General features: G+C 68.8%; 20 protein-coding genes. 13 read left to right on the forward strand and 7 right to left on the reverse strand.

Features of this window, described 5'->3' with window-relative positions:
- The first annotated feature begins 65 nt into the window (after positions 1-65).
- From OG558_RS27435 to OG558_RS27445, 3 genes are all read left to right on the forward strand, one after another.
- Entirely contained in the window at positions 66-851 is a 786-nt protein-coding gene (locus OG558_RS27435) for a hypothetical protein (protein WP_405065585.1), read from the forward strand.
- A 15-nt stretch (positions 852-866) separates the two neighbouring features.
- A complete protein-coding gene (locus tag OG558_RS27440; protein WP_405065586.1) occupies positions 867-2,012 on the forward strand; it encodes a hypothetical protein in 1,146 nt (381 codons plus the stop codon).
- 291 nt (positions 2,013-2,303) lie between these two features.
- Complete coding sequence (locus OG558_RS27445) at positions 2,304-3,131, forward strand: M48 family metalloprotease (protein ID WP_405065587.1); 828 nt, start codon at positions 2,304-2,306, stop codon at positions 3,129-3,131.
- A gap of 87 nt (positions 3,132-3,218) precedes the next feature.
- Here OG558_RS27445 and OG558_RS27450 read toward each other — a convergent pair whose 3' ends face one another.
- Positions 3,219-4,322: a winged helix DNA-binding domain-containing protein gene (locus OG558_RS27450; RefSeq protein ID WP_405065588.1), complete on the reverse strand. Its 1,104-nt coding sequence runs from the start codon at positions 4,320-4,322 to the stop codon at positions 3,219-3,221.
- A 63-nt stretch (positions 4,323-4,385) separates the two neighbouring features.
- The gene (locus tag OG558_RS27455) at positions 4,386-4,928 is read right to left on the reverse strand and encodes an RBBP9/YdeN family alpha/beta hydrolase (RefSeq protein WP_405065589.1); all 543 of its coding nucleotides are present in this window, start codon (positions 4,926-4,928) and stop codon (positions 4,386-4,388) included.
- An 86-nt stretch (positions 4,929-5,014) separates the two neighbouring features.
- On the opposite strand from OG558_RS27455, the gene OG558_RS27460 reads away from it, so the two are divergent.
- From OG558_RS27460 to OG558_RS27480, 5 genes are all read left to right on the forward strand, one after another.
- Positions 5,015-5,470, forward strand: coding sequence for an Lrp/AsnC family transcriptional regulator (locus tag OG558_RS27460; protein WP_329475486.1), 456 nt, complete (start codon positions 5,015-5,017; stop codon positions 5,468-5,470).
- 232 nt (positions 5,471-5,702) lie between these two features.
- Positions 5,703-7,166, forward strand: coding sequence for a M36 family metallopeptidase (locus OG558_RS27465; RefSeq protein ID WP_405065590.1), 1,464 nt, complete (start codon positions 5,703-5,705; stop codon positions 7,164-7,166).
- 37 nt (positions 7,167-7,203) lie between these two features.
- A complete protein-coding gene (locus tag OG558_RS27470) occupies positions 7,204-8,139 on the forward strand; it encodes an oxidoreductase (protein ID WP_405065591.1) in 936 nt (311 codons plus the stop codon).
- A 57-nt stretch (positions 8,140-8,196) separates the two neighbouring features.
- Positions 8,197-9,786 (forward strand): CocE/NonD family hydrolase, encoded by a 1,590-nt coding sequence (locus tag OG558_RS27475; RefSeq protein WP_405065592.1) that lies wholly within the window; start codon positions 8,197-8,199, stop codon positions 9,784-9,786.
- A 176-nt stretch (positions 9,787-9,962) separates the two neighbouring features.
- Positions 9,963-10,745, forward strand: a complete 783-nt coding sequence (locus tag OG558_RS27480; protein WP_405065593.1) for an aldo/keto reductase — start codon at positions 9,963-9,965, stop codon at positions 10,743-10,745.
- On the opposite strand, the gene OG558_RS27485 is transcribed toward OG558_RS27480, so the two are convergent.
- Complete coding sequence (locus tag OG558_RS27485) at positions 10,742-11,605, reverse strand: hypothetical protein (protein ID WP_405065594.1); 864 nt, start codon at positions 11,603-11,605, stop codon at positions 10,742-10,744. The genes OG558_RS27480 and OG558_RS27485 overlap by 4 nt on opposite strands.
- Positions 11,606-12,063: 458 nt before the next feature.
- Here OG558_RS27485 and OG558_RS27490 point away from each other — a divergent pair, with 458 nt between their 5' ends.
- The 5 genes from OG558_RS27490 (at position 12,064) to OG558_RS27510 (ending at position 16,933) form a co-directional block, all read left to right on the forward strand.
- A complete protein-coding gene (locus tag OG558_RS27490; RefSeq protein ID WP_405065595.1) occupies positions 12,064-13,098 on the forward strand; it encodes an AAA family ATPase in 1,035 nt (344 codons plus the stop codon).
- A 193-nt stretch (positions 13,099-13,291) separates the two neighbouring features.
- The gene (locus tag OG558_RS27495) at positions 13,292-14,254 is read left to right on the forward strand and encodes a DUF58 domain-containing protein (protein ID WP_329475494.1); all 963 of its coding nucleotides are present in this window, start codon (positions 13,292-13,294) and stop codon (positions 14,252-14,254) included.
- A complete protein-coding gene (locus tag OG558_RS27500) occupies positions 14,254-15,207 on the forward strand; it encodes a VWA domain-containing protein (protein ID WP_329475495.1) in 954 nt (317 codons plus the stop codon). Before OG558_RS27495 ends, OG558_RS27500 begins: the two co-directional genes overlap by 1 nt.
- A 265-nt stretch (positions 15,208-15,472) precedes the next feature.
- Complete coding sequence (locus tag OG558_RS27505) at positions 15,473-15,970, forward strand: DUF3145 domain-containing protein (protein ID WP_329475496.1); 498 nt, start codon at positions 15,473-15,475, stop codon at positions 15,968-15,970.
- Between the two features lie 255 nt (positions 15,971-16,225).
- The gene (locus OG558_RS27510) at positions 16,226-16,933 is read left to right on the forward strand and encodes a hypothetical protein (RefSeq protein WP_405065596.1); all 708 of its coding nucleotides are present in this window, start codon (positions 16,226-16,228) and stop codon (positions 16,931-16,933) included.
- Positions 16,934-16,998: 65 nt separating this feature from the next.
- Here OG558_RS27510 and OG558_RS27515 read toward each other — a convergent pair whose 3' ends face one another.
- From OG558_RS27515 to OG558_RS27530, 4 genes are all read right to left on the reverse strand, one after another.
- Positions 16,999-18,438, reverse strand: coding sequence for a carboxyl transferase domain-containing protein (locus OG558_RS27515; RefSeq protein WP_405065597.1), 1,440 nt, complete (start codon positions 18,436-18,438; stop codon positions 16,999-17,001).
- Between the two features lie 73 nt (positions 18,439-18,511).
- Positions 18,512-19,747, reverse strand: coding sequence for a beta-ketoacyl-ACP synthase II (gene fabF, locus OG558_RS27520; protein WP_329475499.1), 1,236 nt, complete (start codon positions 19,745-19,747; stop codon positions 18,512-18,514).
- Positions 19,748-19,861: 114 nt separating this feature from the next.
- On the reverse strand, positions 19,862-20,110 hold the full coding sequence (locus tag OG558_RS27525) for an acyl carrier protein (RefSeq protein WP_130446978.1): 249 nt from the start codon (positions 20,108-20,110) through the stop codon (positions 19,862-19,864).
- A 78-nt stretch (positions 20,111-20,188) separates the two neighbouring features.
- The gene (locus tag OG558_RS27530) at positions 20,189-21,184 is read right to left on the reverse strand and encodes a beta-ketoacyl-ACP synthase III (protein ID WP_405065598.1); all 996 of its coding nucleotides are present in this window, start codon (positions 21,182-21,184) and stop codon (positions 20,189-20,191) included.
- Positions 21,185-21,265: the final 81 nt, after the last annotated feature.

Raw genomic sequence — 21,265 nt, forward strand, 5'->3', positions numbered from 1 at the left:
ATGCCGATCGGCAGGATCCCGCGGGCAGGACGCGCCCGGATGCGCCGGAGAGTTGGCGTTCGCTGATGAGTGCGGACTACGACTACCCCGAAGAGATCGACGAGCTCAAGGCTCGTGATCGGCGCCGCGCGAAGAAGAACTGGCGGCGTGATGATCACGCGCAGCGGATGGCCTGGTTGCGCGACCAGCGGCAGGCGGAGCCGATGAGTCCTGCGGTCATCGTGGCGGCCGTTGTCGTTCTGGCGATCCTCATCCTCGGTCTCGGCGGCGGTCTGCCGCGGCTGTTCGGAGGCAAGAGCACTGGCGACGGAGCACCGATCGGCGTGCTGACTCCGGGGCGCTCCGTAGTCGTTCCGACCGCGCCGTCGAACACCCTGCCCGCTCAGCCCACGCCGTCCAGCACCATTCCACCGCTCACCACTCCACCGCCGCAGACCCAGCGCCCGTCGGCGGAATCGACGGCTATGGCTACGGACAAGGTCGGCGCCTGGGCGAGAACGTTCTACACCCGCGATCCGAGTGCGGAGACCTATACGGCGCTGGTGGCGAAGTGCGCCAAGTACATGACTCAGGAGGTGGCAGCCAGCTTTACGTCGGCGGGTGATCCGACGTACGACGCACTCAAGAGCGACGGGGGGAAGTCGACAGTCATCGCCTGGCCGGTCAGTGCGCCGCCGGCCAACGCAGAGGCTCCGGTCGATACTCCGGCCCGGATCACGCGGTTCGTCAAGGTCACGATCGACGTCACCGGAAAGCATCCCCAGCGCTTCGACGTACCCCTGCTCGTCACGCTGGTGAATCAGAACGGCCAATGGCTCATCAGCGAGGTGTCTGGCGGTACCGGGCCATGACGGTAGGGGATTGCGATGTTCGACGAACGTGATCTCGGTCGGGGTTTTGTAGCGGTCGCGAGCAGGGGCGTTTTCGTCAAAGGCGCCGCAGCTCTGGCGGTCATCGGCGTCGCGAGCCTGCTGATGCTGGCGCCCTTCGGCGGTACCGGCCAGCCGCAAGCGGCCTGCCTCCCACTCGGTCCCGGTCAGGCTGAGAATCCGAATCCGACCGGTCCCCTTCGCGCCACCCAGGTCGCCTTCGCCAAGCTCATCGACGATGTCGCCGTTCAGCGCGGCTTGCCCGGTCAGGCGACGCTGATCGCGCTCATGACGGCTTTGGTGGAGTCTGACCTACAAAACCTCACGTACGGCGATGCGGACTCAGTCGGTCTGTTCCAGCAGCGACCTGGGGCCGGCTGGGGATCAAGGGAACAGATCATGGATCCGCACTACGCAGCCGAGGCGTTCTTCGGAGGTTCAGCCGCGCCGAACCCGCCTGGCCTGGTCGACATCAATGGTTGGCCGTCAATGGCTCTCGGCGACGCGGCGCAGGCCGTCCAGGTGTCTGCCTTCCCCGATCGCTATGCAGTGCGTGAACAAGAAGCGCGACAGATCGCGTCGGCAGCCGGTATCGACCTGAGCCGTTCGGGTAACCCGTACGCCGGCCGGGCGGGCTCAGCACCGCCTGGCTCGGCCGACGAGGGACTCCAGCAGGTCGACAACTGTGAGCAGGGCGGCGGCCTGGTCAACGGCCAACCGGTCAACGGAGTCTGGCCCGACGAGCAGGCGACGGTGACAGACCCGAGTGGCACCGGAGGCATGGTCACTCCGCGTACGGCGGCCTGGGTCGCAGGGGCCCGCAAGAACCTCGGCACCCTCAGCCTGAGCTGCTGGGACGCGCACGCCTGGAACCCCACGAGCGACCATCCTCGAGGGAAGGCGTGCGACGTCATGGTCGGCACAGACGCGCGAAAATCGGCGCCCGCCAAGGCCCGAGGCGACCAGATCGCCAACTGGGCCCTCAAGACAGCCGCCCAGACGGGCGTGCACTACGTAATCTGGTACGGCAAGATCTGGTCCGCGCGCCGCGGCACCTGGATCCCCTACAACGGCGGCGGCGTCTACAACCCCACCGACGCCACCGGCGGCCACTTCGACCACGTCCACGTGTCCTTGTACTGATAATGGACCGGACGCCGATCCGCTCGACCCGCACAAGGAGAGTCTCCAATGACCGGCCCCGGTGAACCCAACGACCCAAATGGTGGCTGGGCCGGTGGTTCCTATCCCGGGCCTCCTCCGCCTTCGAACCACAGCGTTCCAGGTGGCGGTCAGCCGCCGCGCGAACTGCCGCCACCTGGCCCGGCGGATGGTGGGTCCGCAAGTCCAGGCCCTCGTGCATCTGCATTCTTCCCGGAACCTTCCGCGTGGACGTCGTTGCTGACAGCCGTCCCGTGGTTCTTCTGGAGTTTGGTGCTCGTCATCTGGATTGCAGGTGCGATCGGCTTCGGCTGGGGCTGGATCGTTGTTGTCCTCTGGGTGTTGTCAGGGGCTGTGATCTTCGTGGCTCCCGCGGAGCCGCTGTTCGCCAGGTATCTGTTCCGCCTACGCCAACCGACTCTGATCGAGCAAGAACGACTCGGTCCCATCTGGCATCACCTTCTGCAGCACGCCGAGGTGCGAGATGGACGGTTGTCGCTGTGGATCCAGGAGTCGGATGAGGTCAATGCGACTCCAACCCCTGGTCACGTGGTCGCAGTGACGCGGTGGGCGCTCTACACTCTGCCGCCGTCGCATCTGGAAGCAGTCCTGGCTCATGAGCTCGGTCATCATCTGGGCGGACGTTCATGGCTGAGCATGCTCAGCTTCTGGTACTCGATACCGGCTCGTTGTGGATTGATCGTCGTCCGCGCCGTTGCCCGACTGATGAGGCGCATACCCGCGGTCGGTTGCATCATCGGGGGATTCCTTGTCCTGGCCTACATCGGACTCGTCCTCGCCGTCTTTGCTCTAGGGCACGGGTATATCTGGCCAGTCCTGTTCCTGACGCCGTTCATTGCACCGCCTTTCCTTGCATGGCTGAATCGTTGGCAGGTCAAGCAGGCCGACCGAAGGGCAGCGCTGCTGGGTTACGGCAGCACGCTGGTGCAGGTCCTGTACGGATGGCAGATGCAGCATCAGCAGATGCTGGGGCGCGACCAGAGCCGGCGAGCGCAGGTGATGTCGAACACCCCGTCGTTGGTGGACCGAGTCCGCACGCTCGAGCAATCTGGCGGGATTCCCCCGCACACTCGGGGCTGAGTCCCGCGGTTCGCCCGGCCTCAAGCAGCGGCGGGCTCAATCGCGCGTAACGACAGCCCGGCCTCTTGTGGTCGGGCTGTTGTGGGTTTAGGTGTCGATTCGGGTGATCTCGTGGGTGGCGGTTGGGGTGGTGAAGGTTAGGAGGTTGTGGGCTTCGGATTCGATGGATTGCCAGGTTTTGCGGGGGAGGTTGGTGAAGGGGGCGATCTCGAGGACGGACTTGGTTTTGGTGGGTTTGGTGAGTTTCCAGAGGGCTTTGGCTTGGCCGTTGTGGAGGAGGGAGCCTTTGGTCAGGACCTCTTGGAGGGTTAGGCGTTGGCGGGTGGCTGTGTCGATCCAGCGGGTGCGGTCGGCGTGGGAGAGGAGGAGGTTGTCGTATTCGGGGAGGAAGCGGGTGGGGACCTCGAGGGACTCGTCGGGGAGGGTGATGTGGGGGAGGTCGTAGAGGGGGCGGCCCGAACTCGCGTCGGTGTACTGGCGGAGGTCCAGGCGGTCGAAGACTTCGGATAGGTGGGTCAGGCCGGACCAGGTTTGGGCGTCGGCTACTGAGGCGGGGCCGTAGGCGGCCAGGTAGCGGAGGACCAAGTCGTCGACCACGGGGCTGGGATCGACGGGGGAGTCGAGCCAGAGCTCGGCGGTGGACATGGCGGGGTTGCCGCCCTTGCCCCAGATGCCGCGGGGTGGGGTCTGGATGGTGGGGAGCAGGCAGCGTACGGCGTGGGCGAGGGCAGCCGGCTCGCGGTCGGGCCAGAGCGGGGCGAGGTGTTCGCGGAGTTGTACGGCGGTCGCCGGGCCCTCGGTCATCCGGTCGATGCCGGCCCGGAGTACGGCGTCCATGTCGAGGCCCTCGAGCCGGTGGCGCCCGTACGTGATGTTCTGGAAGACCTCGCGTTCGAGCCGCGGCTGGATCAGTGGGCGGAACGCGAGGAAGTCGCGGCTCGACATCAGATGGATCGTTGCCCGCATCATCGAACCGCGGACCGCCTGCCGCTCCTCCAGCAACGTGACGAGCTCGGCCGGCTGGAATCCGTTCAGCCGGGTCCACAGCCCGACGTACGGCGCGAGTGGCGACTGGGCCTGCAGGCCGACGAGATGCTCGATCGCGTCGAGCGCGGTCGCGTCCTGGCGCTCGATCAGCCACTGGCGGTGGAGCGTGGCGCGGTTCAGGGCCTGCAGACTCAGCTTCGTCATGGCGGGATCCTCTCCTGTGCGTTGGCGCCAACGCTAGGAGTGGAAGCGGTCAGGATCAGTCCTCTACTCGAACTGGCCCACGAAGCTGGTCAGCAGCTGCTGGCCGACCGGCCACTCGCCGAGGTCGCTGTCGGAGTTGAGGTGGCCGTGGCGGCCGGTCGTGATGAGCGGGACCGTCCAGGCGGTGGCGAGGCGGTCGGCTGCGTCCACCGTGCAGTACGGGTCGTCCTCACTGACGATCAGTACGGCGGGGAGCCCAAGGGGAGCGTGGTCGATCGAGGCGAAAGTCGAGAGGAGCGCGGTCGGAAAGGTGGGGGCGCGTTGGTCCGGTGGCGCGACCAGGAAGACCCCGCGCACGGTGTGCGACGCAGTGGTGAGCCAATGGGCGGCGGTGAGGCAGCCGAGGCTGTGGGTGATCAGGACGACGTCGTCGTCCGGGTGGCGACGTACCGCGCTGTCGATCGCGGCGGCCCAGTCGTCAAGCTCGGGATGGGTCCAGGACGCGGGCGCGATCCGGGTGGCGCCGCGCAGCCAGCCGGATTCCCAGCGCGATTGCCAATGGTTGTCGTCGGAGCCGTCGAGGCCGGGGATGATGATGAAGTGCATGAGGCAGCTCCCAGTCGGTGATGAGTGCTGCCAGCATGAGGCCGATCATCGGCTCGCAAGGGCCCGATCTGATGGATTGAAGGCAGATGAGCGAACCGACCACGAATTCATTGGACCCGATCGACCGCGAGATTCTGGCGATCCTGCAAACCGACGGCCGGTTGAGTGGCGCCGAGATCGGGCGGAAGGTGAACCTGTCGCAGCCGGCCGTGTCGGCGCGGATCCAGCGGCTCGAGCGGTCCGGCGTGATCACCGGGTACCAGGCGGTCGTGGATCCGGCCCGGATCGGGCTCAACATCCATGCGGCGGTTCGGGTCCGGACGATGCATGCGCGGATCCCGGAGGCGCTCGAACTGTTCGCCGGTCTCCCCGAGGTGACCGCGACGTACCGGCTGACCGGCGAGGACTGCTTCCTCCTCGACGTGCACACGCCCGACGCCGGCCGGCTGGAGCAGGTCGTCGACGCGATCGGGCGGCTCGGGCCGGTCAGTACCTCGCTCGTCCTGCGCAACTACCCGGCCAAGCCTCTCCCGACTGGGTGAGGAGTCTCCAGCACGGTACGGCGATCTCCGCCGGGCGGGGTGTGCAGCCCGCGATCGATCCCGGCGTCGAGGTGCTGGCCGGTGTCATCCGATTGTTCGCGGGGGTTGACAGGTTTTCCCTTGCCGCCGCGGAATGACGGGCGGTTCTGCTTCCCAGCGGGCACCTAGCCGAACTAGGGTCTCGACGGACCGTAGTGGATGCGTTACGCAACATGAACGTGGAAGGGAACGTATGACGAAACGCCGTAAGGCGGTCGTGGCCGTCACCACCGGACTGGCCACCATCTCGCTCGGGTTGTCCTTCACCAGCGCCGCAGGGGCCGCGCCGGAGGCCAACAGCCTGGGCGACCTCAAGTTGATCAAGACCAAGACGTCGCTGCTCGGCAAGCACTACTGGTACCAGCAGACCTTCAAGGGCCTGCCGGTGATCGACGGGTACTACGCCAAGCACGTGACCACCGGTGGCGGAGTAGAGATCGCCGACGGACGGGACGCCGTACCGGCGAACCTGGACGTGAGTGCGAAGGTGACGCCCGCGACGGCGACCCAGTCGGCCAATGCCGTGGTCACCGCCAAGGCCCAGCGGGCCCGGATCGCCGCGCCGGGCAAGAGCGCCCCGCAGGCGCCGGCCGCGTCCCAGGGCGCGGCGCAACTCGCCGTGATCGGTGGCCCGCACGCGCGCCTGGTCTGGGCCGTCACGTCCCGCTCGGCCGAGGGCGTCAGCCGTTCGCTGGTCGACGCCGACACCGGCTCGGTGGTGGAGTCGAAGGTGGTCAGCGACAACGTCGACGGCCGCGGCTCGGTCTTCGACCCGAACCCGGTGGTCAGCGAGAAGAACGAGAAGCTGACCGACATGAACGACAAGAACCAGGATGTCCTGTTCCTCGCGCAGAAGAACGTGGTCCTGCGCAATCTGGACGGCTCCGGCAAGCTCAACGGCGCCTTCGTGAACATCAAGGAAGGCAACGGCGGGCTCGCGCAGAGCAAGACCAACACGTTCGTCTACCAGCGCGCGAACAACAAGTTCGAGCAGGTGATGGTGTATTACCAGGTGAACCAGGCGCAGGAGTACATCCAGCAGCTGGGCTTCACCGAGGCGAACAACGAGTCCCAGGACTTCTCCGTCGACACGATCCGCGACGACAACTCGTTCTACGACCCGTCGACGGACATGATCACGACCGGTGACGGCGGTGTCGACGACGCCGAGGACGCCGAGGTGATCTGGCACGAGTACGGTCACGCGATCCAGGACGACATCGTCCCGGGCTTCGGCGAGACCGAAGAGGGCGGCGCGATCGGTGAGGGCTTCGGCGACTACTGGGCCGTGACCATGTCCGTGCCGGTCAGCAAGGGCTTCAACCTGCCGTGCGTGATGGACTGGGACGCGACGTCGTACACGTCCACCGAGCCGCACTGCCTGCGTCGCACCGACACCGGTAAGACCACCGACGACATGACCGGCGAGGTGCACGACGACGGTGAGATCTGGTCGAACGCGCTCTGGGACATCCACCAGGCCCTCGGCCGGAACAAGGCCAACAAGGTGATCCTGGAGTCGACGTTCTTCTACGCGCCGGACACCGACTTCGCCGCCGCGGCCCGCAACGTCGTCCAGGCCGCTCGCCTGCTCTACGGAAAGCCCGCGGCCGCTCAGGTCACCAAGGCCTTCCAGGACCGCAAGATTCTCCCGTAGTGACACCAGGTTGTGCGCCCACAGCTACCGTGGGCGCATGACCTGGAGTACGGCGGACATCCCTGACCTGACCGGACGACGGGCGCTGGTCACCGGCGCCACCAGCGGCCTCGGCTACGAGACCGCACTCGAGTTGCTCAGACACGGCGCCGACGTGCTCGTCGCGGCGCGCAATCCCGCGAAGGCCGCCCAGGCATCGACCGACCTGGCGCAGGCGTCCGGACGGGAGCCGACGGTCGTCGAGCTGGATCTGGCCGACCTCACGAGTGTCGAGAAGGCGGCCGACGAGGTCTCCAAGAGCTACGACAAGCTCGATCTGCTGGTCAACAACGCCGGCGTGATGGCGCCGCCGTACGGGCAGACCGCGGATGGGTTCGAGCTGCAGATCGGCACCAACCATCTCGGCCACTTCGCCTTGACGGGGCGCCTCCTCAAGTTGTTGCTGAAGGCACCGGATCCTCGGGTGGTGACGGTCAGTTCCTTCATGCACAAGACGGTTCGCGGGATCACGCGGGAGGACCTGCGCCGCCCGGCGAGCGGCTACCGCAAGTGGGACGCGTACGGGAAGTCGAAGCTCGCCAACCTCCTCTTCATGTTCGAGCTCGACCGCCGCGCCCGGGCCGCCGGCGTCAACCTGCTGAGCGCCGGCGCCCACCCCGGCTACGCGTCCACTCACCTGCAGGCGGCCGGCCCGGAGCTGGCGGGGCAGGAGTTCATGGTGAAGCTGATGGGTGTCGGGAACCGGCTGTTCGCGCAGTCCGCGGCCGCCGGTGCCTGGCCGAGCCTTTATGCGGCGACCAACCCCGATCTGCGCCCCGGCTCGTACGTCGGTCCCGGCTTCCTCGAGTACCGCGGTGCCCCGAAGATCGTGCTGCCCAGCCAGACGGCGCAGGACCCGGAGCTCGCCAAGCGGCTCTGGGAGTGGTCGGTCGAGGCGACCGGCGTGGATCCGGCACTCACCGTGCCAAAGTAGTGACACAGGGCCAACTTTGTGGTTACCCTCCGGTAATCCCAAGCCGGAGGTCGCCCCGTGCGCAGACTCGCAGCCGCCGTCGCAGTCGCCGTCATCCTGCTCACCGTCGGCTCCCGCGCGGACGCCGACCAGACCGGGGCAGGCTTCAGTACGTCGTACCAGCGCATCCCCGGCGCCGACGGGATCTCGCTCGGCGCCGTCGTACTGACGCCGACCGGCCAGGGTGACGGGCCGTTCCCGCTCGTGGTGATGCCGTCGAGCTGGGGTGTGCCGAACGTCGAGTACGTCGGTCAGGGGACGAAGCTGGCGACCGCCGGGGTCCAGGTCATCGCGTACTCGAGTCGTGGCTTCTGGGATTCCGGTGGCTGCATCGACATCGCCGGCCCGCCGACCGTTGCCGACGTCACCAAGGTGATCGACTGGGCCGATCAGCACACCCCGGCCGACACCAGCCGGGTCGCCGCGGTCGGGATCTCGTACGGCGCCGGTACGTCGCTGCTCGCGAGCGCGCAGGACCCACGGATCAAGGCGGTCGGCGCGATGAGCGGCTGGGCCGACCTGATCGCGTCCCTCGACCCCAACGACACCGTCGCGCTCCAGTCGGTCGCCGGACTGCTTGCCCTGGGCAACATCACCGGCCGGCCCGGTCCGGAGATGGCGTCGCTGCAGACGAAGTTCGTCACGGGCGACTTCGACGGCGCGATCGCCGAGGCCGGACAACTTGCGCCGCAACGGTCGGCCGCGACAATGGTCGACCAGATCAACGCCAACCACCCGGCCGTCTTTCTCGCGAACGCCTTCGAGGACTCGATCTTCCCGCCGTCGCAGTACACGGACTTCTTCACCCGGCTGACCGGCCCGAAGCGGCTGCTGCTCGCCCATGGCGATCACGCCACCCCCGAGGTGACCGGCGCGATCGGCCTGCCCAACGAGACCTGGGACGAGCTCACCGCCTGGCTGCGGCACTACCTCACCGGCGCGGACAACGGCGCTGACACCGAGGCGCCGGTCCAACTGAAGTCGCAGCGCGGCGTCTGGCGCGGCTACCCGAGCTGGGCCGCGGTCGGACAATCGCATACGTCGTACCTCACCAAGCCGGGCGGGTTGTCGCGGACCGGCGCTCTGCAACCGCAGTCGTCGACGGGCTGGACGAGTGGGATCGAGGCCGGCGTACCGACCATCGCGGACAGCGGGGTGGCGCTGGTTTCGGGCGCACTGCAAGGGCTTCTGTCGATTCCGACCGGGGTCGCGACGCCGTTGGTGGACAGGTCGTTCGCCGGGGTCTGGTCTGGTCCGATCTCGACCAGTGCAACTGTCGTCAACGGGACACCGAAGCTCCATCTCACCGTGAAGCCCACGGGTCCGGACACGTCGCTGTTCGCCTACCTGTACGACGTCGACTCGCTCGGCGTCGGCTCACTGATCTCGCACAAACCGTTCACCCTCCGCGGCGCGACCCCAGGCAAGTCGCTGCCCATCGACCTCAGACTGGAGGCGACCAGTTGGGAGGTCCCCGCCGGTCATCACCTGATCCTGGTGGTCGACACGGTAGACCCGCGCTATCTCGGCCACAGCACGATCGGCACCTCAGTCACCTTCAGCTCACCGGCGGCCGACCCATCCTGGATCACCGTCCCGACGGCGTGAGTGTTCGATCCCGCGCGGACTCTTGTGCGGCTGGCGTGACACCGGGGGAACAGCCGCCGTTCGGCCCGGACGCTCGGGATGCGAACACGTCGCACACCAAGGATCCTGTAAGTAGCATCGACCAGGGAGGTGACCGTGCGATGGCCGCTCCCAGTCACGCGCTCGCGCCTCGGTCGATGAGCAGATTCCGGCCTCCCCGGTTCGGGCTCGGCGGATCGCATCTCGGCGAGTCACCGGGCCCGGACGGCGACGCGACCGCGATCGCCACCGTCGACGCGGCGTACCAGGCCGGTATCCGGTTCTTCGACACCTCACCGTCGTACGGCGACTCCGAAGCGCGACTGGGTACGGCGTTGCAGCGGCGCCCCCGCAGTGAGTTCATTGTGTCCACGAAGGTGGCCGGCGATGACGCCCGGGCCTCCGTGCGGGCGAGCAGCGAGCGGCTCGGGCTCGCAGTCGACCTCGTGCTCGCCCAGGACAAAGCGCCGAACCCGGCACTGGACGAGATGCGGGGCGACGGTGTGATCAAGGCGATCGGGGCGGCGTCGGCGGACTGGCGACAGCTCGATCGACTGGTGCGCAATGCCGAGCTCGACTGCGTGCTGCTCGCCGGGCAGTATTCGCTGCTAGACCAGTCTGCGGCGCCATTGCTGGATCGTTGCCTGGCGCGTGGGGTGTCGGTGATCGTGTCGGGCGTACTGACGCCGCAGGTGCTGCAAGCCGATGAGTCGAGCGACCCCGCGGCGATTCAGGCGCGCCGCATCTCCGCGGTGTGCGAGCGGTACGGCGTGTCCCTGCCGCAGGCCGCACTCGCCTTTCCCAGCAGGCATCCCGCGGTCACGTCAGTACTGATCGCGGCCTCGACGCCGGCCGAGATCCGGGCGGACGCGGCGCTGGTCCGGCAGCCGGTGCCGGCGCAATTGTGGCGCGATCCCGAACTCGAACGCCTGCTGTCCTAGAACTTGTCGCCCGGGGAGCCCGGCGATCCCGGTGAGCTGGGGACGTCGGTCGGGATCCCGCTGGTCGGCAGCGGCGACGGCGTCAGGCTCGGCGTCGTGCCCGTCGTCGGGGAACCGGAACCGGTGCCCGGTGGCGGGGTGGTCGGGGTGATCGTCACCGTGACCGTGCCGGTCGGCGTCGGGATCACCGGCTCCGGCTCCAGCGGCTGGGCATGCCGGAACAGCAGCCAGGCCAGGAACACCGCCAGCGCCATGATGACCGCCATCATCAACAGCGCCAGGACCAGCGCCAATCGCGACGCCGGGCGCAGCACGGCCGGCCACGGCAGCGGCCAGATCCGGAACAGGCCCGGACGGCGCCGGTTCTCCCAGTAGTGCCGGAAGTCGGGCCCGCGCAAACGGCCGAGCTGGGGCACCCGGTCCATCAGGACGGCGGACAGCACCTCCTCGCCGCGACGCTCCGCGATCAGCCGCTCGTCCGACGCCGCGCTCGTCCCGTCGTCGGATCGGATCGGCCCGATCGCGGCCCACAGCGCGAGGTCGTCGTCATCGGAATCGTTGTGCGCCAGGACGGCCTCGGTCGGCAAGTCGTCGACGGCGTTCACGAACCGCTCCCGGGCGGCCGCGTCGTCCGCGGACCCCTCGGTCATCATCGCGACCACTGCGTCACGGCCGGTCTCGTCACTGGCCGTGTACAGATAGCCGGCCGCGTTCGCCCCGAGCCGCCCGCGCAGCCAGAACTCGCCGACCCGCGGCGGATCCTCCGGCTGCAACGGCAGCGCCGCCGGAATCACCCGCGCGGGCGCGTCGTCCGGCGTCTCCGCCGACCGCACCTCGGCCTGTGATTCGGTCGCAGTCATCACCCCCAATCCCACCACATCCCTGGTAGCACTGTCGCCACAGCCGCCCTCACAGCCCCGCCCCACCCCAACCGCACCCCGCCCCAGACGACCCGGACCCCCGGCCCACCCCACCCGAACCCCGACCCAGGCGACCCGGACCCCCGGCCCCAGCCCACCCGGACCCCCGGCCCCAGCCCACCCGGACCGCGGCCCCCCGGACCCAGACCCAGCCCACCCGGAGCCCAGCCCCCGGCGACTTTGTGCACGGGATCCGTACGGCGACGGCAGCGACGTACGGATCCCGTGCACAAAGTCGGCGCGAAGTGGGTCGGGTGCGGCGACTTGATCAACCGGGGAGGATGGGGAAGCACCCTGGTGGGCCGTGCGCCCGGGGGACCCGGGGATCTGATGGAATGACCGGTGTTGCGTGAAGTGGGGAATGACAAGGTCCGAGCGCGGACCCCGGAAGGACAGGCATGACCGAAACCACTGTGCCGGCTGGATCGGTGGCCCAGCAGTCCCGGCTGATCGGCGAGGCGATCAGCGAGGTCAAGCGGGTGATCGTGGGCCAGGAGCACATGGTCGAGACCCTGATGGTGTCGCTGCTCGCCAAGGGTCACTGCCTGCTCGAGGGTGTTCCCGGCGTCGCCAAGACGCTCGCGGTCCGGACCTTCGCCTCAGTGGTCGGCGGCACCTTCGCCCGGATCCAGTTCACCCCTGACCTGGTCCCCTCCGACATCGTCGGCACCCGGATCTACCGGCAGACCCGGGAGACGTTCGACATCGAGCTCGGCCCGACGTTCGTGAACTTCGTCCTCGCCGACGAGGTGAACCGGGCCCCGGCCAAGGTGCAGTCGGCGATGCTGGAGCTGATGGCCGAGCGGCAGGTGTCGATCGGCGGCCAGACCTTCCCGATGCCGAAGCCGTTCATCGTGATCGCCACCCAGAACCCGATCGAGTCCGAGGGCGTCTACCCGCTGCCGGAGGCGCAGCGGGACCGCTTCCTGGTCAAGATCGACGTACCGCACCCGCGGGGGCACGAGGAGTTCGAGATCCTCCGCCGGATGAGCGTCGACCCGCCGGAGCCGCGGCAGGTGCTCAAGCCGGAGACGATCATGGAACTGCAGCGGTCCGCCGAGCAGGTCTTCGTCCACAACCTGGTCGCGGAGTACGCCGTACGCCTGGTGATGGCGACGCGGACACCGTCCGACTTCCACCTGCCCGACCTGGAGCCGATCATCGAGCTCGGCGTCAGCCCCCGCGCGACGCTGGGCCTGATCGCGGCCGGCCGGGCGCTGGCGCTGATCCACGGCCGGGACTACCTGCTGCCGAGCGACGTCCAGACGGTCGCTCTCGACGTGATGGGCCACCGGCTCGGCCTCACCTTCGACGCGGTCGCGGACAACATCGACCCGCGGGCCGTGATCGAGCGGATCCTGGCCACCGTCCCGCCGCCGCAGCCCGTCTGGCGCGACGGAGCCGACGGCACCGGCCGCCCGGAGTTCGTGTGATGCTCCGGACCAGGGGGTGCTTGGCGCTTGCGACGCCCAGGCACGCACCTCACGGCACCAGCCGAGCATCCACGATGCTCCGCATCGAGGACGCTCGTCCGGCACCGCGATGCACGCACCTGAACGCCGCAATCACTCAAGCACCCCCTGGTCCGGAGCATTGATGCCCAACCGCCCCGATCCACGAGCTGCGATGACGATCTCGCAGCTCGCTCCCGAACGTGCGCTCCGACGGCTCGAGCTGACCGTCGTACGGCGTCTCGAGGGCTATCTGCACGGAGAGCACCTGGGCCTGCTGCCCGGTCCCGGCACCGAGCTGGCCGAGGCCCGCGAGTACCAGGTCGGCGACGACGTACGGCGGATGGACTGGGCGGTGACCGCCCGGACCACGATCCCGCACGTCCGGGACCTGATCGCGGACCGTGAGCTCGAGACGTGGGCGCTGGTCGACCTGTCCGGGTCGATGGACTTCGGTACGTCGCAACTCGAGAAGCGCGAGCTGGCAGTCGCGGCCGTCGCCACGGTCGGGTTCTTGACCCACCGGCTGGGGGACCGGTTCGGCGGCCTGATGTTGCGCGACTCGGCACTGCGGCGCTGGCCGGCGCGGTCCGGGCGGCTCGCGCTCTACGGTCTGCTGCGGGCACTGCTCGCCGAGCAGTTCAGCGGTGACGAGGAAGCGCACCGCAGCGACCTGGCCGCCGCGCTCGAGTCGATGGCCCGGACCCAGCGCAAGCGTGGTCTCCGGGTGATCGTGTCCGACTTCCTCACGCCCGAGGACGGCGAGGTCGACAGCCGGCTCGAGCCGTCCTGGGAGCGCCCGATGCGCAAGCTCACCGCGCAGCACCAGGTCCTCGCGGTGGAGGTCGTCGACCCGCGGGAGCTGGAGCTGCCCAACATCGGCGTCGTCACGATCGGTGACCCGGAGACGGGTGCGGTGCGGGAGATCGACACCCGCCGGCGCAAGGTCCGGGAAGCGTTCGAGGTGGCCGCGCTGGCGCAACGGGAACGAACCAGGGCCGCTCTGCGTAGGGTAGGTGCGGGGCATCTGGTCTTGCGGACCGATCGCGATTGGGTCGCCGACACCGTGCGGTTCGTCCTCGCCTACCGGCGAGTCGCGCCCCGCCTGCACCAACCGCCGAAGGGAGTGGCTCGCTGATGCAGTTCCTGTCTCCGGCCAGGTTGTGGTTCCTGCTCCTCATCCCGGTCGTCGTCGCCGGGTACATCTACCTCCAGCACCGCCGGGCGCAGTACGCGCTCCGCTTCACCAACATCGCCCTGCTGGACCGGGTCGCGCCGCGCCGCCCGCAATGGCGCCGGCACCTGGCCGTCACGCTGGCGTTGCTGGCCGCGCTCGCCTGCATCGTGGCGTTCGCGCAGCCGAAGGACGAGGTCAAAGTGCCGCGGGAGCGGGCCACCATCGTGGTCGCGATCGACGTGTCGCTGTCGATGATGGCCACCGACATCGAGCCGAACCGGCTCGAGGCGGCGAAGGAGTCGGCCAAGGAGTTCATCAACTCGTTGCCGGCCAAGTTCAACGTGGCCCTGGTCAACTTCGCCGGTACGGCGTCCATCATCGTGCCGCCAACCACCGACCGGGCCACGGTGCTGCGTTCGATCGACGGACTCGAGCTCGCCGAGTCCACCGCGACCGGTGAAGGCATCTTCACCTCGCTGCAGGCGCTCACCCAGGTCCCGGCGGACCCGGCGCACCCGAACGACCCGGCCCCGGCCCGGATCGTGCTGCTCTCCGACGGCAAGCGCACGGTCGGCCGGACCGCGCAGGAGGGCGCCCAGGCGGCGAAGGCGAAGAACACGCCGATCTACACGATCTGCTTCGGCACCGACTCCGGCTTCATCGAGATGGACGGCATCCGCCAGCGCGTCCCACCGGACCGGACCGAGCTGCGCAGCATCGCCGAGACCACCGGCGGCAAGGCGTACACCGCGGAGTCCGCGGGCGAGCTGAAGGACGTCTACAAGGACATCGGCTCCTCGGTCGGCTACGACAAGGTGGACAAGGAAGTCACCGCCCGGTTCGCCGGCATCGCGATGCTCTTGACCCTGGCCGCCGCCGGAGCCTGCATCGCGCTGGCCACCCGCTTCCCGTAGGTCGGCTCAGCGCCGGCGAGCGCCCGACCCCGCTGATCCTGCCGACCCGCCTGGTTCAGCGTTCCTCCGCCTGATCAGAATCGCGACACGACGGTGATGTAGTTGACACGGCGAGGTTGCTGGTGTTGGAGGGGGCGGTGGTGCAAGATGTACGCAGTGTTCCGCGGGGTGTGGTTGTGCCCGGTGGGATGCTGGTACCGCCGGGTATCGACGACGGTTGTTCGAGAACGCTGGGGAAGGCGCCCCTCGAGCACAGGAGGTCCCGGTGGCGACGACTCGTGGCGTTCTTTACGTCCACACGGTGCCGTCAGCGTTGTGCCCGCATGTCGAGTGGGCCGCGGGTGGCATCCTTGGCGTGCCCGTGAAACTGGACTGGACGCCGCAGCCCGCGGCCCAGGGTCAGTACCGGGCCGAGCTGTCGTGGCAGGCCGAGGCGGGGACCGCGGCGAAGCTGGCGTCCGCCCTGCGCGGATGGCAGAAGCTCCGGTTCGAGGTGACCGAGGAGCCGAGCAACGGTGTCGAGGGCGAGCGGTACTCGTTCACGCCCGCGCTGGGTGTCTTCCACGCCACCACCGGTATCCACGGCGACATCATGGTGCCGGAGGAGCGGCTGAAGGCGGCGATGCTGAAGGCGGTCAGCGGCGAAGCCGACCTGACCGAGGAGGTCGAACGCTTGCTGGGCCGGCCATGGGACGACGAACTGGAGCCCTTCCGGTACGCCGGTGACGGTGCGCCGGTGCGGTGGCTTCACCAGGTCGTCTGAACGGTTCCTGAGAACTTCAGAAGAAAGCTGTGAACGGCAGGACATCCCCGAACTTTTCGATGAGACTGAGCATCAGACATCTCACCAGGGTGGGAGGGGCCGTGGCCGCTGGGCCACCGGGTGTCGGGACACCCCCGGTTGTCGCACAACAGCGGCCGCACCACGTGAAGGGCGCGGACCTCAGGGTCCGCGCCCTTCGTGCGTCGTGACCAAACCGCCGCTGACGTGGGCGGATGTCCGACCTATGGTGGGTCGATGGAGTGGATCCTCGTGGTCTTGGCGGGTGGGGCGTTGGTCGGAGCTGGGCGGCAACTGCTGGTACGGCGGGCCGCCCGGAAGGTCGACTCTGAGGAGCTGGCTCAGATCGAGCGGCTGGCCGGGGAAGATGTGACGGAGTTCGGGGAGGAGCTGGCCCGGCTGGGGGAGCGGGTGCAGGCGGACGAGTTGGACGCGGACGGGCGGCTCGACTATCAACGGGCGCTGGCGGCGTACGAGGCGGCACAGCAGGCTCTTGCCAAGCTCCGATCGGCGAACGACGTCAGTACGATCACGGACACGCTCGCGACCGGGCGGTACGCGATCGTCTGCGTGCTCGCGCGGAGTGCTGGTCAGCCGGTGCCGGTGCGTCGGGTGCCGTGCTTCTTCAACCCGCAGCACGGCCCGTCGACCACAGACGTCGTCTGGAACCAGCCGAAGCACGGGACCCGCAGGATCGCGGTCTGTGCACAGGACGCGGCGCGGCTGCACGAGGGCGAGGAGCCCGAGGTCCGCATGGTTGTCATCGGCAACCGCCGGGTTCCGTACTGGGAGGCGGGCAAGGCGGTCCTGCCCTACAGCTCAGGCTATTTCGCCCAGGGCGGTGGGGCCCAGTACATCTCCGAGGCGAAGATCACCGGTCCGCTTCATCGGATCGCCGACGGCGGCATGGCCAACGGAATGGGCGACATCGGCCCCGGGCTGTAGCGTCCGCCGGCGTCAGGGACACCGGCGGACGCCGTTGGTCCGACGGGCCACGGCGAGTGGTGCGGCTACAGCGGGATGTTGCCGTGCTGTCCGCGGACCGTGCCGGTGGACTCGGCCTTCGCGATGGCGGTGGCCAGGGCTGAGCGGGTCCGTTCGGGAACGACGACCTCGTCGACGACGCCGATCTCGCGGGCCCGGTCGAGGCCGCCGGCGATCTTCTCGTGTTCGGCGGCGAGTTCCGCCTCGACCTTGGGGCGGAGCTCAGGGTCGACCTCGGCCAGCTTGCGCCGGTGCAGGACCCGAACCGCGGCGACCGCACCCATCACGGCGACCTCGGCCCGCGGCCACGCGAACACCCGGGTCGCGCCCAGCGATCGTGCGTTCATCGCGATGTACGCCCCGCCGTACGTCTTCCGCGTCACCAGCGTCACCCGCGGTACGACGGCCTCCGCGAAGGCGTGGAGCAGCTTGGCGCCACGCCGTACGACGCCGTCCCACTCCTGACCGACACCCGGCAGATACCCGGGTACGTCGACCAGCACGACCAGCGGGACCCCGAACGCATCGCACATCCGGACGAACCGCGATGCCTTCTCCGCCGACAAGGCGTCCAGGCAACCACCCAGCCGGAGCGGATTGTTGGCGATCACGCCGACCGTCCGCCCACCGAGCCGGCCGAGCGTGGTGACGATGTTCGGCGCCCACCGCTGATGCAGTTCGACGGAGGAGTCCTCGTCGAGCACCCCTCCGACCAGCGGATGGACGTCGTACGCACGCTTGGCCGACTCCGGCAGGAATCCAGACAGATCCGTGTCCGGAACGTCCGTGCAGACCATGCCCTGGTTCGCGAGCAGGTCCGTGAGCTGTCGGGCCCGCTCGATGGCCGCGGCCTCGGAGTCGGTGGTGATGTGGACGACGCCGGACCGCCGCCCGTGCGGCTCGGGCCCGCCGAGGCGGAGCATGTCGACGTCCTCACCGGTGACCGAGCGGACCACGTCCGGGCCGGTGACGAAGATGCGGCCCTCGGGACCGAGGATGACGATGTCGGTCAGCGCCGGGCCGTACGCCGCTCCGCCCGCGGCCGGACCGAGGACGACCGAGATCTGCGGGATCTTGCCCGACGCCTGGGTCATCGCGTAGAAGATCTTGCCGACCGCGTGCAGGCTGAGCACGCCCTCGGCCAGCCGGGCGCCACCGGAGTGCCACAGGCCGATGATCGGCACCTGCTCCTGCCGCGCGACCTCGTACGCCTTGACCACCACGTCGCAGCCCTCGTCGCCCATCGCACCACCCATCACCGTGGCGTCGGAGCAGAACGCGATGACCGGTGCCCCCGCGACCGTCCCGCGCGCCGCGATCATCCCGGACAGGTTGTCCGGCGTGATCAGCTCCAGGCTGTCCGGGTCGAGCAGGTTCGTCAGCCGGGTGACCGGGTTGCGCGGATCCTGCTCGCGGGGCAGCTTGGTGGGTTTCGGCGGTGCGGGTGCTGCGGGGGCGGTGGTCATGGCGTCCTCCGGGGGAGAAGGGAACTGCTGGGAGTGCTGCTAGACCGTCTTGCTGCTCATACCGTCTTGCTGCTCATACTGTCTTGAAGGCGATGGCGGCGTTGTGGCCGCCGAAGCCGAACGAGTTGTTCAGCGCCGCGAGGTCCCCGTCGGCCAGTTTGCGCTGCTCCGTCGCGACGTCCAGGTCGATCTGGTCGTCGAGCTTGTCCACGTTGATCGTCGGCGGTACCACCCGGTGGTGCAGGGCGAGCACGGTCGCGATCGACTCGACCGCACCGGCCGCGCCGAGCAGGTGGCCGATCATCGACTTCGGCGCGGTCGCGACCGCGTGGTCGGCGTCCTTGCCGAGCGCCAGCCGGATCGCCAGCGACTCGGCGATGTCGCCCTGCGGGGTCGAGGTGGCGTGCGCGTTGATGTGGAAGATGTCGGCCGGGGTGAGGTCGCCCTCGACCAGCGCCCGCTCCATCGCCCGGCGTGCACCGGAACCGGTCGGGTCCGGCTGCGCGATGTCGTGACCGTCGGCGGAGATCCCCGCTCCGGCCAGTTCGGCGTAGATCTTCGCGCCCCGCGCCTTCGCGTGCTCGTACGACTCCAGCACCAGGACCCCGGCGCCCTCACCGAGCAGGAAGCCGTCACGGTCCACGTCCCACGGACGGGAGGCGCGCTCCGGCTCGTCGTTGCGCTTGCTCAGCGCCATCATCTGGCCGAACGCCGCCAGCGGCAGGGCCATGATCACGCCCTCGGTGCCACCGGCCAGTACGACGTCCGCGCGGCCGAGCCGGATCTGGTCCAGGCCGAGCGCGATCGCCTCGTTGCCGGAGGCACAGGCGGACACGGGGGCGTGCACACCGGCCTTCGCGCCGAACTCCAGGCTCACGTACGCCGCGGCCGAGTTCGGCATCAGCATCGGGATCGCCAGCGGCGACACCCGGCGGGGGTTGGTCTTCAGCGCGTCGTAGTTCGTCAGGGTGGTGCCCAGGCCGCCGATGCCGGCAGCGACCGCGACGCCGAGCCGCTCCTTGTCCAGTCCGGAGTCCGCCAGGCCGGCGTCGGCCCACGCCTCACGGGCGGCGACCACGGCCAGCTGGGCGTTCCGGTCCAGGCGCCGGGCCTTCACCCGCTCGAGCACGTCGGTCGGATCGACCGCGGCCGGGGCTGCGATCTGGACCGCGAGGTTCTGCACCCAATCCTCGGTCAGCCGCCGGGCGCCGGAGCGACCGGCCAGCAGGCCTTCCCAGGTGCTGGACACGTCACCCCCGAGCGGGGTGGTGGCTCCGAGCCCGGTGATCACGACTCGGGTCTTCGACATCTTTACCTCATCCTTTGCGAGAGATCGGGGACAGGAGCGAGGGGTGGGTGCGCCGGTGCTGGTGTTCATCGGACCTGGGCCCGATGAACACCGGCCAGCACGGGTACGGCGGTGTCAGCCGTTCTGGGCGCGCTCGATGAACGCGACCGCGTCGCCGACGGTCTTCAGGTTCTTCACCTCGTCGTCGGGGATCTTCACGTCGAACTTCTCCTCGGCGGCCACGACGACCTCCACCATGGAGAGCGAGTCGACGTCGAGGTCGTCGGTGAAGGACTTGTCCAGCTGGACGTCCTCGACCGGGATGCCGGCGATCTCGTTCACGATCTCGGCGAGGTTGGAACGGATCTCTTCGGTGCTGGCCATCTTCTCGGTTTCCCTTTCGGATTCTCTTGGCTGACTACAGCCGGGCCGGCCACCTGAGCCGCCCCGGACAACTATGGGCTACGGGAGGCGGATCACTTGCGCGGCGTACACCAGGCCGGCGCCGAAGCCGATGATCAGCGCGACGTCGCCGCTCTTCGCCTCGCCGGACTCGCGCATCGCGGTGATCGCGAGCGGGATCGACGCGGCCGAGGTGTTGCCCTGCCGCTCGATGTCGCGGGCCACCTTGATGTGCTCGGGCAGCTTGAGCGCCCGGCGCATCGCGTCGGTGATCCGCATGTTCGCCTGGTGCGGCACGAACAGGTCGAGGTCGTCGGCCTTCACGCCGGCCACGTCGAGCGCCTGCTGTGCGGTCTTCGCCATCTCGAACGACGCCCACCGGAACACCGGGTTGCCGTCCATCGTGAGGTGCGGCCACTGGTAGCTCCCGGCCGCCTCCTGCCACGACTCCTTCTGGCTGATCACCTTGTGCTGCGTGCCGTCGGAACCCCACACGACCGGGCCGATGCCAGGCTCGTCGGTCGGGCCTACCACTGCCGCACCCGCGCCGTCGGCGAAAATGAACGCCGTCCCGCGGTCCGTCCGATCGGTGATGTCGCTGAGTCGCTCGACCCCGATCGCCAGCACGTACTTCGCACTGCCACCGCGGACCATGTCGTTGGCCATCGCGATGCCGTAGCAGAAGCCGGCGCAGGCCGCGGAGATGTCGAACGCGGCCGCGGTCGGCGCGCCCACACCGACGGCGACCTGGGTCGCGATCGCGGGAGTCTGGTACAGGTGCGTGACGGTGGCGACGATGACGCAGCCGATCTGGGCCGGGTCGATCCCGGACTCGGCCAGCGCGTCCTTGGCCGCGTTCACCGACATCATCAGGACGGTCTCGTCGTCGCTGGCCCAGCGCCGTTCCTTGATCCCGGACCGGGTCTGGATCCACTCGTCGCTGGAGTCGATCTGCTCCAGGATCTCCGAGTTCGGTACGACGCGCCGCGGCCGATACGACCCGATACCGAGCACCCCGGCGTAGGTAGCTCCGGTCGAAGCAGTGATCGTGGTCATGGGGCCTCCCGGCCTGGACTGAGGAGCGGAGGGAGCGAAGCGACTGGAGTGACGAGGGAAGGCCGGGAGGTAGAGCCCCAT

Origin of the sequence: Kribbella sp. NBC_01510 (assembly GCF_045040325.1) — a bacterium.
Lineage (GTDB): Bacteria > Actinomycetota > Actinomycetes > Propionibacteriales > Kribbellaceae > Kribbella.